Below are 14181 nucleotides of genomic sequence, written 5' to 3'. Positions count from 1 at the left end.
CTTATGAAAACCTTCCTCTTCATCTTTACGCTTTTTTGCGGTCTGCTGAGCTCTTCTGCAGAAGCCGCTTGCCGCGGCAAGATCATTAATCCCGTGACCGATGTCTGCTGGAGCTGTATTTTCCCGATTAAGTTAGGAGGCATTACTCTGGCTTCCGGCAAGAATCCGGACCCAAATACCGGGGCAAACACCTTTTGTGCCTGCACCTCCGGCGCCAATATCAAAGTCGGCATGAATATGTCCTTCTGGGAGCCGTTAAGAACGGCAGAAATCGTCCGTCAGCCTTACTGCTTCCCGTCACTCGGCGGATTGGATTTAGATGTCGGCATTCGTGCTCCGGCCCACGGCAGAACTCCTTCTAAAACTGCTGCTTCCGGGCGAACTTCCTTTTATCAAGTACATTGGTATTTCACGCCTTGGCTCTTTGTTCTGGAAGTCTTGCTCGATACCGATTGTTTAGAACAATCCGCTTGGGATTTAGCTTACATGACCGAACTCGATCCCCTTTGGGATGACTCGGTGACCACCTTCTTTTTAAATCCGGATGTCAGTTTATTTGCAAACCTGCCCGCTCAAGCCGCATGCGCAGCCGACTGCGTGGCCAGCACCACGAGCTTACCGGTCTCTGAGCTTTATTGGTGCGGGGGATGCAGCGGAAACATTTTTCCTCTCACAGGATGGATTGCTTCTCACGTTCATTTACCGCAGGCCTCTTCCCTATTAGTTTCTCGTTTTCTGATGAAGCTTCACCGTCAAGGTCTTCAATGGGCGGCTTACGGCAAGAAAGGACAATGCGGACCTTATCTTGAACCCATCATGGATAAATCCGTTTATCGCACCCAAATGGTGTATCCGGCCCGTACAACCGACAAAGTTGACGGCCGCTGCTGTTATCCGATTGGAGCTTCAACCGCCCTTTGGTCCTCCGGTAAAACTTGGGCTTCCGGAGGCGAAGACGCTGCCTATCTTATTTACCGTAAACGCGACTGCTGCCAAGGATCCGGAATTACCGGAATTTAAATCATGTTCAAACGTTCTCTCCTAATAGTGGCTATTGCGTTGTCCTTTAGCCTTTCTCATGCTGCCTCTGCAAGTGTCTCGGCCGGTAACTCGGCCTCCGAGCAGTCCTTGCCGTTAACCATTGACGATATCCTTGACAATGCTCAGACCATCCAAACTGAAATGCTCAATCAAAACCGCATGGAGGCCCTGCTTTTGGTCTCCCTCTCCATGCCCGAAGCTTCTCTTAAAAGATTAGCCGCTGACGCAAAAGATGCCGGCGTTCCTTTGGTTTTCAGAGGTGTTCCCGTTGACCCGAAAGCCCCTGCAAATAAGCCTCTTTTAAATCCTCAAAGTCTCCAAGCTTTTAACTTCTTAGTGGAGTTAGGAGCTTCCGTGGAACTCAATCCGGAAATATTTAAAGAATTCGGCGTCACCGAAGTTCCCATGCTGATAATTCGTAAGCATCAACAAAAGTCTCCCGAATCCTCTGGCTCTTGCGGAAATCAAGATGCAGACGCAGCACAAAACGCAGCTCTCGTCTTAGGAGATGTGACTCTGGGATACATGCTCGATACGCTCACGGACAGACAAGATGAAATCGGCAAAGAAGCTCAACGTCTTCGCCAAAAACTCGGAGAGCGCCCGTAGTCATGAAAACTTTCTCCTTTGCCCTTTCCGCCGTACTCCTAACCGCCTTGTCCTTGGCTTTCCAGGCAACAGCAAGCTCATCAGCCGCAGAAACCACGGGCACCTCTTCTCGAACCGACTCTTCATATGTATCTGCTAACAGCAAAATGAACAAAGAAGATGCCATGAATGCAGCTAAAGACGCAGCTGCCGGGGTCTCTATCAAAAACATCCTAACCACTGGGTCTTCCACCCAAACCGTTCCTGGTTACGGTTCAGACGTCTCGGAACTTAAGAACTTGTTTAATAAAGGACAAGGGAATTTACTCGGCCCCGGCCAAATCAAAGCTGACTGCTGTCTTGATAAATCTTCTATGGATTGCCGTGCCGTCCAAGTTATCTATGACACCAACTCTCATCCCTCTTGGCCGGAATCTGACTTTGATCAAATTTTAGGTGACCGAGACCACGTTCTTGCAGGAGCGCAAAAGCCTCACCCGGACATCAGCGACTCGAATGAAATAATTTGCGAGACTATCACCACAACCACGCCGCCTCAGTATGAATACACCGCTTGCGAAGAAACAACCGGGGTAATCACCGAACAATGTTTCTCCGGTTGGACAGAGCAATTGGAAATCACTTCTTTATTCAAGTGTATTAATCGAACCGGAAACGTAAAAAACATTACCTGCACCAACCCCTATGTTTCTTCCGTTCAAAACTACACCTGCTTAGAAGCCCCCAGACAATCTTGTCAGATCGGCATCAATATCGATGTTGAGTCTGAGTACGTCTATCAATGCTCTAAACAGCTTATCCAGGCAAAAACTTACCGATGTAATAAAGTTCTTTCCGTTGTGGCTACCCCGGGCTGCGAAATTGGCAAAATGCAGCAGGCTCAAGCCGAAGACCATTCAGGCTTAGGAACCGACGAGTGCAACGGCGGCGATATCGTCAGTCTTAAATACGCTTGCTCTAAAGACGAAATCCCCTCCATTCGAATCGAAACCAATGTGAAAAACTCGGCTAACTTCGGCTTCGAAGTTAAAGCTCTGGATTTTGATGAAGAAAGAGAATTCTCTAACTGCAAAGGCCGTTGGACCGGTAAAACTCGCTGTGTCGGCAGCTCCTGCACTACCGAAGTCAAAATGGATGTCTACTATAAAAAGAAAAATCAGTTCGTCCGCTCCGGCAGTCTCTCTAAAGTTTTCGGCTATCAGACTTATTCTCATGGAGCCGAAATCGATCAATGGACCATGTCCTGCGTCTTGGAAGAGAGCTCAACTGTGGAGTACCAATGATAAAAACTTTCCTCAGCTTGCTTCTTTCCTCATTGGTCTTTGCTGATATTCATGCAGCGTGTGCGGACGGAGAATACGTCTGCGTTGACGGCCCCGGTTCTAAATACGTTGACGGCGTAGAAGTCTATAGAGAATGCTGGAATTATCAATTCAGACGATCTTGTAATGAAGCCGCTGAAGTCAACTATTGCGCTGCCTTAGAACAAACGCCTGCCTGTAAGCTTGTTAATAAAGTCTGCGTCTCCGCAGATCTTTCCGGAACTTGTCTTAGATGGGAACAAAGATTTTCTTGCTCGGAAGAAATCCCTCCGGAAGAAAATGTGGAACTCTTAGACTACAGCCATACCGTTTCCTCCTCCGAGCAGAACAATCAGTGCCAATCCTTTATTGATAACAAAGAATGTTATGTCGCGGCTCAGCGATGCATTGAACCCGGAGAGACTCGCGTCATTAACGGGGTTGCTGTCTACAAAGACTGTTGGCGCTACGAAAGAGATTACGCTTGCGCCTCTTCCGGTGTTTCTAATTCGTGCCAAACTTTGGAAGCAGCCTCCGGCTGCACGGCAGTCGGTGATCCGGTTTGTATCAAAGAAGACGAGACGGGATGCGCCCAATGGCAGAAAACTTACCGCTGCGTCAACACCGGCCTTATCGAAGGACCTGATATCACGCCGGACGGATCCCCCACGCTGCCGGGCTTTGATACCTTGAGTTGTCAAAACGCCACTGCCGGCATGAGCTGTACTCTTCAGAGTTCTTCTTGTACGGAAGTCGGAGGCATCAAAATCATCGACGGTGTGGAAATTGAGACCGACTGCTGGGAACAAACCCAAGAGTACCGCTGCATAGAAACCGTCAATGAAAACTCTTGCGAAGCCCTAGAAAAGATTGCTGCCTGTAAAGAACAGTCTTCCAAATGCATCGATAAAGTCGGTTTGCGCTGTTATGCGATGGAAAAAGAAATCCTCTGCCAAACCAATGAAGCTATTGACCCGGGGCCGGCGCAAGAAATTACATCCGACATCGTGATTTCGGGATTAACTTGGTCTGAGACTTGTCAGCCTTTGGACAACAATCCCGACTGCAGCGTTTTAAATACCGTCTGTACGGAGCCCGGAGGAACAAAAGAAATCAACGGAGAATTGATCACCAAAGACTGCTGGAAGTACGAAACCACTTACGTCTGCGGTGCTTCAAACGGCCCTTCTTCCAACTGCACTTCCTTAGAACAAAATAAGAAATGCGTCAAAGTAGATTCCGTCTGTCTTTTCGAGGATGATGTCGGTAAGTGTTTGACTTATTCTCATATTTACAAGTGCGAAGAAAAAGAATCTTCTACCGTCACTGAAGTTATTTGCCGGCTGGCAGAATGCCTTGACGGCCTTTGCGGAGAACCTGTCCCTGCCGATAAAGATTTCGCGTGGGTTTTAAGTATTCTGGAAGTGGCCCGCGAAGGCGCCGTTTACGGCGACTTCGACGGCAATCAATTCTTTAAAGGCGAAAGCGATAAATGCTCCAAGAAGGTTCTTGGATTTTCTTGCTGCGACACCAAAGTTAAATCCGGCTCCTCCAACTCGGATGCTTTCGGTAAAGCGTTGACCTTTGCAGGTGACGCCACCGTCGAAGCTATTAAATATGTCGGCAGTCCTTATGTTTACGATGTTCTCTCTGCCTCTGAAGCCACTTCCGGCTTGCTGACGGCTTTGTACGGTAATGCGTCATCAGGAGTTTATAACCCCTCGCTGTCTTTCTATGGATTCGGGATGACGCTGCAGGGAGGCACCATGTACTTCACGTTTGATCCTACTTCGTTTGCCGTTACGGTTGCTTTCCAGATTGCTATGGACTTTCTTCAGTGTGAACCTTCCGAACAGGCTTTAATGCTGAAAAAAGGCCAAAACCTTTGTCATTATGTCGGCACTTACTGCTCCAAAGGAGAAAAGTTCGGCTGCATCGAACGTTCGGAATCTTATTGCTGTTTCAATTCTCGTCTAGCCAGAATCATTCAAGAGGAAGGCCGTAAACAAACCGGCAAATCCTGGGGTTCTGCTAAAAATCCGGATTGTTCCGGCTTTACTTTAGAAGAGTTCGAAACATTGGATTTTGAAGCCATGGATTTATCTGAGTTTGAAGCGGAAATCAAAGCCAAAGCCGAACTCAATAAAGAAGCTGCAGCGGACCGCGGTCAAGCCCACTTCAACCGTCTTGTCAACGAAAACCTCGGCGGATACGTTGCTCCCAATCAAGGAACCTCCGGTGTGGTCAATCCCGACTTTACCGGCAAGCCATCTTTGCCTCCTAAGAAAAAATAATCACTGAATTCCTGAAATATGTCTCTTAAACCGATACTCACCTTCCTCTTGGGCTTCATGACTTCATTGTCTGCAGCCCAAGAGAACAACTTCTGGACAGAAGATGTCTGGAAATCCGATGAACGCGGATTCCTTTACTACCCTTCCGATAAACCTAAAGAAGTAAAACCGGCTCCCTTAGACCTTAAAAGCATTCCGACAATTGAAGGCTTAAGAGAAGAAAGAGAAAGGCGGCTCAATACAGCCGTCATGAATCCAACCGAAGAAAACATGAAGCTCTATTTAGAGGCCAATCACTTCGTTCAAGAAAAATCTGCCCTCTTCGCCGACCAATGGAGAAGAGTCGCTTGGCAGAATCCGGAATACGACTTCTCAGCCAGAAATCCTGCCGCAAACTTTGCCCAGGTTGACTTAAAAAATGAACGCAACAAACAAAAGGCTCTGGAGCTCGGAACACTCTCAAAAGAATGGGGTCTGGTCTATTTCTTCAAAGACAATTGTCGGTTCTGTCATCTTCAAAGCCCGTTAATTAAAAAGCTTTCCACGGACTACGGTTTTGAAGTCATTGCCGTCTCATTAGACGGCTCGGCCAATGAGCATTTTCCGGAATCTTTGCCCGATAACGGCATCGGTTCTTTGTTGACTAAAGGACAAGGCATCCAACAAGTTCCGGCGCTCTTTATGGTCAACCGGGAACAGACCAAGAGCTATCTTGTCTCTTCCGGCGTTGTTGCGCTCGAAGATATTCTCTCCCGCATTGCATTGCTCGGTACTAAAGAGCCGGGAGCTTCTTTATTCGGAGGCGAATCTCTCAAAGACACAGCCTATCCATCCGCCTCTAACCCGTTAAATCAAGAATAACAACGATGAAATTTACAAAAACCCTAACTTCTTTAGCCGTGTGCGCCTGTATTGCTTTACCGGCCCAAGCCAGCTTTATGAAAGACTTCTACGCCTCGGCCGGTTCTTATCAGGGCAACATTACATCTGCAGGCATCTATCAGTCCAACTCAATGAATACCATCACCGGAGGCGGTTTTGTCTACAGAGCTCCCAGAAAAGATTTCAATGCGTTCTATTTCACGCCTCCTTCATTGTCTGCCGGATGCGGAGGCATCGATATTTTCTTAGGAGCTTTCGGCATACCGAGCCGAGAAGAATTCGTAGCGTTCTTAAGAAACATCGGCACCGCACTTCCGGGTCTGGCTTTTCAATTAGCACTTCAGTCCTTGGCTCCTGATCTAAATGAACAAGTCACCAGTTTCCGAGATTTGATTCGCCAGTACACCAATATGTTTTCCGACTCGTGCACTGCAAGCCAAAACCTTCTCAAAATGACAGGCGCACAGCAATTCTTAGAAAAATCAGCCTTCGAAGCAAGAAGCTATCTCCGTTCTACAGGTATCGTCTCCGATGAGTCCGAAGCTAACGCTAAAACCAGAACCGACGGCTCCGCGGTTGTCAGCAACGCTCCGGCACAAAAGGATTCCGGTGGTTCCGTCATTGATGCGCCTGAACTTAATCTCACTTGGGCTTTACTCTCAGGCGGATCATTTTCTACAAAATACAACCAAGAACTTAGAGAGCTGATGATGACCTTGGTAGGCACCGTCATTTACATCAATGAAGGTGCCGGAGAAGATACTGTCACTCGAGCTATTCCGATTGCGGGACAAGACCTGGTCGGCTTTATGTTCGGCAGAACCGATGCGCCGAGCTTAGAGACCGAAGCTTTTCGTCTCCGTTGCCAGAAAGGAGACGAAGAACTTTGCCTTACCGTCACAAAAACCGCTTTAGACGATATTAACCTTCCCTTTATGTTTATGCAGGCAGCTTCCAACTACCGCCTCTCCATCCTCGAAAGAAATCCTTACTTGGTCTCGGAAGATGACCTGATGTTGTTAGCCACTTCCACCACCATCCCGCTAATTCGATTGATCAACACCACGGCATCAAAGCGTTTTCTTGGGTTTTCTCAAGATTTGCTTGCCGTCTATGTGGAAGCGGCGGCTTATGAAGCAATTATTCGAGCCATGGATGCTTTATCCTTAGATATTAAAGCGGCGGCCGCTTCCTCTTCAGCCTCACAAACCGGCCGAATCGCCGAAGAGCACCTCAAACAAATTGAAGCCCGTATTTCTGAGGTCCGCGCAGATCTTTCCCGAAGAAGCGATACCGTTTTTCAGCAGATGAGCCGGGCCCACAGCTTCGTGACGCAAATCGAACATTTGGAAAAGAGCGTCAAAGGAGCATTGGCTGCTGACTTAGCTGCGAATTTATCCTTCGGAGATAAGAACTGATGGTTCTAGACTACTTTGCCTATTGGAACGGCGCTCAATTAAGAGATCTTTTCGAAGCTGTTGTTGCAATTACTTCCGGCCCTTCTTATCAAGGCCTAATTAAAAGTGCGGTTCTTGCCGGCTTTCTTGTGACGCTCACTACAGCACTTTTTAGATGGCAAGGAATGGCTGCAAAAACTTTCTTATTTGCGGTCGTCCTCTTTTATTCCCTCTTATTAATCCCAAAAACTGACCTTTCCATTCACGATGAAAGAGCCGGAACGGTACATGTCGTCCAGAATGTGCCTTTCGGCATCGGCTTTTTTGCTTCTGTCACTTCAAGAATCGGGCATTTTCTAACCACAGGATTTGAAAGTGCTTTTGCTCTTCCTGATGCAGAAAAGTTTTCTAAATTCGGCATGGTCTATCCTCAAAGAGCTGTTTCTGTTTTGCAGGGAATCGGTACGGTAACTCCTCTAGGACGGCGTAAAGTCAACCGCTTTGTGGCCGACTGTTTAACCCCTGAACTGACCGATAATCCTGCAAAAGTTAACGCGCTCGCTCAAAGCTCGGATCTCTGGGCAACCGTCACGGCTAGCGGTTGGCTAAATCCAGCCAGAAGCACCCTAAACGAAAACGGGGAAGTAAAACGCTGTGATGAAGCAGCTGTTGAACTGGAGACTTTCTTAAACGGCTCAGAACTAGACGAAATCAAGAAAAAACTAGGAGCACTTCTAACGCCGGACAGAGCGGATCCTGCTCATGCCATTATGACAAGTCTGCCTCATGCAGAAAGTCTTTTGCTCGGCCTCTCCCGTTCTCTCGATTCATCCCTAAAGCACTCCATTATGCTTCAAGCTATTCCGGAGGGTGTTTCTTCCATTGCTCAACTTTCAGGTTCTCCTCTGAGTCTGGCGGTAAATCTTGCGAAAGCCCAAGGTAATTTGGCAAGCGAAATCAGTTATCGCACCATGAGCGAGATCGCGAAGGTCTCTTTGCCTAAGATTAGAAACTGCATTGAATTTGTCATCATTGCTGCCTTTCCATTGGTTTTCATTCTCATCATTGCCGCCGGAAGTAATGCGGGTCTCATCTTTCGTTCCTTTTTTGTGCTGCTGATTTGGGTTCAGCTTTGGGCACCGTTATATGCCGTTGCAAACTATCTTCTTATCTCGGTTGATTCGAATCCGATGAACAGAATTATTGCCGAGTATGGCGGAAATTCTTTAATGGCAGTCGATTTAATCAGGCAGACAGGAGCAAGCTCTCAGGCAATGGCTGGATATTTAATGCTTGCTATTCCTATGTTGGCTCTTGCCATTGCTAAAGGAAGCGACTATGCCGCCGCTGCCCTGGTAGGAGGTTTAATGGGACCGGCTCAATCAGCTTCCCAAGGCCTTTCAGGACAGCTCTCTTCCGGAAACTTTTCCTCAGGAAACATCTCCATTGGCAATGTTTCTTCTAATTCCATTAACGCCAATAAAAACGATACTTCTTCATCATTTGCAGACCCTTATACGAGCAAAATTTCGACAGCGTACGGTACGGTAACGCGAGATGGCGACAATCACGTCACTGGGATGGTTCGTTCAGGAATTGATCTTGGAATTTCTTCTTTCTCAACAATTCAGCAGTCAAGATCAGTTACGGCATCTTCAATGTCTTCAACTTCGTTGACGACTTCGGATATGACAAACTTATCTCTGTCCAACTCAGCTACTTCTTCGGATTCCGGATCTGTTAGTTTTGCGAAGGCTCTTTCTCATCAGCTGGATCAGTCACACTCGAGCTCTCAGAATCTGTCAGACCAGAGCTCTTATAACAGCTCTAATTCCTACGTGCAGTCTTCCACAGGTTCTTCCGGCCTGACAACAAGTCAAAATCTCAGCTTTAGCACGGGGGCCGGAGTTAAAGTCGGCGCTGCCTCCGGAGAAGCGGAGGGGTCTGCAAACAATCCGGGTGGACAACAACTGCCCCTGAATCCAAACGCATCGGTTCAAAATGCGACTGCCAGCGACCCCTCTGCTGCCAAGAAAAACTCAATATTGAACGCAATCAACTCCGCAGGTTCTGCTGTAGGCGAATTAGCCGGACTAGAAGCCGGGCTGAAAACTACTACGGCTCAAAATCTTATTGATACGGCCACCGGAACTAAATCTAGTGCAACAGCCGAACAAAGAAGTCAGGCATATTCTCAGGTCAGATCTGCTGCCCAGCAAATCGCTGCTTCTACTTCTGAGTCGCGCATTAAGAACGCTGCTGAGAATTTCGTAGCTTCTTTAGACAAAGCTCATCACATTGCTCTTCAAAGAAGCAAACAGTTCAATACTGCGGAAGGAGCATCGGAAGCAAGATCTGCGGCAGAAACGGGTTCTGATTCAACTTCAGTCAACAATGATGTCTTAGTGATGAACCGACTTCTACATAACGGCAAAAGCGCAGAGTCTTCATTGGAAGAGATCTTTCACCAAACAGAAGTCCGAGAGCAAGTTGGTTTTGATCGTGCCGCCCAAGCCAAGATCGCGGCAAAGGGCAAAGAAACCTTTGGCACGGGTCAGATTGACGCACCGCGAAAGTTTGATAAAGCTCTCGGAAAGGCAATGATCAAACAGAACTTCCAAAAGAACGAACAAGAAGTTCTAGAGCAAAATCAACAATTCAGAAATCAAATTCAAGAAGAAAGTCGAAAACAAAATACCGAACCTGAACGCAATAAAGCTTTTATTGATTCCGTTAGAAATCAGGCTCAAACCATCGACAACACTAAAACTAACTTAGAAGATAATGCGAAAGAACAAGAGCGAGGAGTGAACAACGCAGTTGAAAGGTACCATCTAGACCAAAAAGGATTAAGCACAGTCCTAGCAGTGAGCTTAGCTGGTGGGCTTGGCTATAAAAGTCCGATGAATTAGGACTAAAAAGATTTTTTTAATCTCACTTGCGTCTTTGGTGATTCATTTAGAAAAACTCAAGAGAACTCTGATTTGACTGGAGGTCCTCAAAAATCGGAGGAAGATTTCATCATTACCTCTCGTAAAAAACCTTAAGGCCCATTGATCTTTTAAATTTTTGGGCCTTTTTGGTCGTGCCTTTTCGATCAAACGAATAAACGTTTTTGTTTGTTTTTATAAACTTTTTTGTTTAAAATATTCATATCGATAAATTACAGGGTTTGAGGAAATGAAGCACAAAGAATTTATCGATGAGCTAAAAGGCTTAGGAGTCGTTTTAGAGGACGGTAAAAGACACTACAAAGCTTACTTCAACGGTAAGCAGACGGTGGTAAAAAGGCATCCTACTCAAGACTACTCTAAGCAATATATGTCATTGATAAAACGACAACTAGGAATTAACTAATCGATAGGCGGAAGTACTCCCGCCTTAAGTTAAACCATGTTATGCACAAAAAAGGAATCTAAAATGGCACGCTATCAATATCCTATGACCGTCGAGTCAAACGGAGAAGGTGGATTTATCGCCTGTTTTCGTGACGTTCCAGAGGCTGTTACCGAGTCTTGGAGCTTGGACGAATTAAAAGAAGACGCACTCGACGCACTTATTACCGCTATTGATTTTTATATTGAGGACGGAAGAAAATTCCCCGCCCCTTCTGAGTTGCAAACCGGAGATATGGCTGTTGATTTACCTGCGTCTGTAGTTGCTAAGGTTTTGCTGTTGAACACTATGGTTCAAGCCCACATAAGACCCGCTGACCTCGCACGCAAAATGCATATTAAACCGCAAGAAGTTACACGCATCACCGATATTAAGCACTCAACCAAAATAGACACATTGCAAAACGCATTTAAAGCTCTTGGAAAAGAGCTTGTACTTGAACTAAGATAAAACCGATTTATCGATATGAGCCACCTAAGCGTTTCAGTTGAAGGATGTGAGTTTATACAATTGAAACGAAAAATTTCTCAAAGTCTCGAAGGGCCAACTTCGGTTTCGGTTGAAGGATGAAAGTTTGTACAATTGAAACGAAGAGCAAAAGAAGATATGAAACGACAACTCTCGTTTCAGTTGAAAGACGTAAGTTTGTGCAATTGAAACTGGGAAAAATCATTGAAGAAGCGATGCGCCAAAGGTTTCAGTTGAAAGATGTAAGTTTGTGCAATTGAAACTATTAAACGAGTCAGCAGAAACTTGAAAGGTAAAGGTTTCAGTTGAAAGATGTAAGTTTGTGCAATTGAAACTGTTCGATGCACTGCTCATAATCTTTTTCAGAATGTTTCAGTTGAAAGATGTAAGTTTGTGCAATTGAAACTTTAACAAGTTCTTTGATTGATGAATTAATCGCAACGTTTCAGTTGAAAGATGTAAGTTTGTGCAATTGAAACAGCGTACAGCAACAGCAATAGAAGCGAAAGCCACGTTTCAGTTGAAAGATGTAAGTTTGTGCAATTGAAACTCTCAGCTAACCGTATGAAATTTTTAAATTTTATTTATAGTTAGCTGAGGAATTCTTCGAAACAGTTCAAACTGCATGAAAAGTACCGAAATTTTCGAAAAATTATCTCTTTGACTTAATAACACTGAGCTCTTCATAATTTAAATCAGAAACGTAATGATTCATCCGAGCTCCCAAAAGAGATTTTTCCTTTAGCGTCGCATCGTTCAACCCCTTAGAAAATAAAAGCATCAATTTGGCAGGGAAGATACAAGGAAGCGATCTTGTCATCCTTTACAAACCGCCAAAAAATCAATAGGTTGGATAATTCCAAAACTCGAATTCGGCCTCTCATGAACTCAAAGCACAATTTAGCCGGAAAAGTAGGATTGGAAGTTCTGCGGGCCTTCCCGCCGCACCCTTGATAGCATTAACTAGAAATATTCCTACTATCGGTGTTGGAGCCGCCAATCTGCGAGAGCGTCACGCAATTCTACACAGCAAAAGTTGTCGTTTAAATCCAGAATACCGCATTGATCTTCTTATTGATTGTGGCAGCTCATATTTTTCCCAACTGTTGTTCTTAGGGAAATCCTTAGCTCATCCTAGAGTTACTTGTTAAACAACTCTTTTATTCGATTAAAAAGTAGCCAGCTACTCAAACCAATACGGGTTTTCCTTTAATTAGTCCCCGTTAATTACATAGAAACCCTTACAAATTTTATTAACAACATCGACCATATAGACAATTATTCAACCTTCCTACTCAGTTCCAAAGCAAATAAAGGACTAACCCTAGGCTCTACTTCATTGATTTTTAATGAAAAGCAATAATGCAATCAGTGTTTAACTTTTCATCTCTATTTTTATGCTTGGCGTATCCATTGGAATCATCACTCTAATTGTCGTTGGGTGGGCAATCCTAAAAGGAAAATATGCTCCACTCGTGCTGTTTCTTAGCGGCGCAATAATGCTGCTGTGTTCTGTGATGTTTGACACAGGCACATTTATGCCCAAGAAAGCTCTTCCTACGGGCAATGACTATTTGAACATCATCGAATTTATTCGGTACATGTTCTCTACAAGATTGGCGGGATTAGGTCTTTTGATTATGGTCATGGTCGGTTTCGCCTCATACATGACTCATATCGGGGCAAACGATGCGTTTGTTCGAATCGCTATCAAACCGTTAGGTCTTATTAAAAATCCGTACGTCATGGTTTTCATTGCATTCTTACTAGGCAAATTGGTAAGTATGGTGATTACTTCGGCCGTTGGATTAGGTGTCTTGTGTCTCGCTTTGATGGGCCCCGCACTGGCTGCCTTAGGAATGAACAAAAAGTCAATCGGCGCAGTTTTCGTCACAAGTGGCGCCGCATCTCTGGTTTTAATAGGCGGTTCTACAGCAGCTGCTTCCGCTGCCAGCGGTCTCAGCATTCTCGATTATGTCTTCCTTTATAAAATTCCAGCCGGCTTGCCGACTTGCCTGGCAATGGGCATAGCTCACGCGTTTTGGCAAAGATACTTAGACAGAAAAGAAGGCTGGGTCTGCAAGGATCACATCGGAGACAAGCTCATATTTGAAGGCGAAGTCAAAGCGCCCTCCTCTGCAGCTCCGATGATCTACGCTTTATTGCCGTTCCTGCCGATGATCCTTGTCGTTGTGTTCTCTCGATATGTATTGAGCAGCATCAAATTAGATATCTCCGCGCTCATCTTATTGTGTGTTGTCGTAGCCATGATGTTTGAGGCAGTCCGCTGGAAAGGAGACTTCAAAAAACTTTCTGAAGGACTAAAGGTCTTCCTTCAGGCCATGGGTAAGGCAATGAGCGGAGTGGTGGCTCTGGTTATTGCCGCCGGAGTTTTCGCAGAAGGCTTCAAAGCACTAGGAATGCTTGACGCTATTGTAGGTCTGGCTACTGATTTCGGTTTTGGTGCACTCGGCATGTCCATTATGTTCGTCGTTATTACCGTATTGGTAACGATCATCGCTGGATCCAACGGAGCCTCTTTCTACCCAATCGTTGAAATGATTCCAAAAATTGCAAAAGACATGGGTGTAAATCCCGTTTCTTTAGTACTCCCGATGCATCAAGCATCAACCATTGCTCGTCCATTATCTCCTGTGGCAGGCGTCGTCATTGCAATTGCCGGAATGTTAAAGATGAATCCGTTGGAATTAATCAAGAGAAGTTCCGTTCCTTGCATCGTCGGCTTAATTGTCCATCACGTCCTTGTTTTCTGTTTAGCCGTCTAAGAGAAAA

General features: G+C 45.6%; 10 protein-coding genes and 1 CRISPR repeat array. All 10 genes read left to right on the top strand.

Annotated features, from left to right (window positions below; genetic code table 11):
* The first annotated feature begins 3 nt into the window (after positions 1-3).
* The 10 genes from ADH67_RS02020 (at position 4) to dcuC (ending at position 14174) form a co-directional block, all read left to right on the top strand.
* Entirely contained in the window at positions 4-1020 is a 1017-nt protein-coding gene (locus tag ADH67_RS02020) for a TraU family protein (protein WP_066591156.1), read from the top strand.
* A gap of 3 nt (positions 1021-1023) precedes the next feature.
* Positions 1024-1650, top strand: a complete 627-nt coding sequence (locus ADH67_RS02015; protein WP_066591154.1) for a TrbC family F-type conjugative pilus assembly protein — start codon at positions 1024-1026, stop codon at positions 1648-1650.
* 2 nt (positions 1651-1652) lie between these two features.
* Positions 1653-2933: a hypothetical protein gene (locus tag ADH67_RS02010; RefSeq protein WP_066591153.1), complete on the top strand. Its 1281-nt coding sequence runs from the start codon at positions 1653-1655 to the stop codon at positions 2931-2933.
* Entirely contained in the window at positions 2930-5245 is a 2316-nt protein-coding gene (locus ADH67_RS02005) for a conjugal transfer protein TraN (protein ID WP_158212611.1), read from the top strand. Before ADH67_RS02010 ends, ADH67_RS02005 begins: the two co-directional genes overlap by 4 nt.
* Positions 5246-5263: 18 nt before the next feature.
* Positions 5264-6106, top strand: a complete 843-nt coding sequence (locus ADH67_RS02000) for a conjugal transfer protein TraF (RefSeq protein WP_066591152.1) — start codon at positions 5264-5266, stop codon at positions 6104-6106.
* A 5-nt stretch (positions 6107-6111) separates the two neighbouring features.
* Positions 6112-7545 carry a conjugal transfer protein TraH gene (locus ADH67_RS01995; protein ID WP_157108087.1) on the top strand — a complete coding sequence of 478 codons (1434 nt, stop codon included), beginning with the start codon at positions 6112-6114 and terminating at the stop codon, positions 7543-7545.
* Entirely contained in the window at positions 7545-10436 is a 2892-nt protein-coding gene (locus ADH67_RS01990; RefSeq protein WP_066591151.1) for a conjugal transfer protein TraG N-terminal domain-containing protein, read from the top strand. Before ADH67_RS01995 ends, ADH67_RS01990 begins: the two co-directional genes overlap by 1 nt.
* 268 nt (positions 10437-10704) lie before the next feature.
* On the top strand, positions 10705-10881 hold the full coding sequence (locus ADH67_RS13160; protein ID WP_099421375.1) for an mRNA interferase: 177 nt from the start codon (positions 10705-10707) through the stop codon (positions 10879-10881).
* 63 nt (positions 10882-10944) lie between these two features.
* Entirely contained in the window at positions 10945-11370 is a 426-nt protein-coding gene (locus tag ADH67_RS01985; RefSeq protein WP_066591150.1) for a type II toxin-antitoxin system HicB family antitoxin, read from the top strand.
* A 30-nt stretch (positions 11371-11400) separates the two neighbouring features.
* Positions 11401-11938: direct repeats of the CRISPR family, unit length 37 nt; unit sequence GTTTCAGTTGAAAGATGTAAGTTTGTGCAATTGAAAC.
* 847 nt (positions 11939-12785) lie between these two features.
* A complete protein-coding gene (dcuC, locus tag ADH67_RS01980; RefSeq protein WP_066591148.1) occupies positions 12786-14174 on the top strand; it encodes a C4-dicarboxylate transporter DcuC in 1389 nt (462 codons plus the stop codon).
* Positions 14175-14181: the final 7 nt, after the last annotated feature.

This window comes from Turicimonas muris, from assembly GCF_002221595.1.
Lineage (GTDB): Bacteria > Pseudomonadota > Gammaproteobacteria > Burkholderiales > Burkholderiaceae_F > Turicimonas > Turicimonas muris.
Note: the sequence above shows the minus strand (reverse complement) of the source record. Positions and strands in the feature narration are given on the sequence as shown.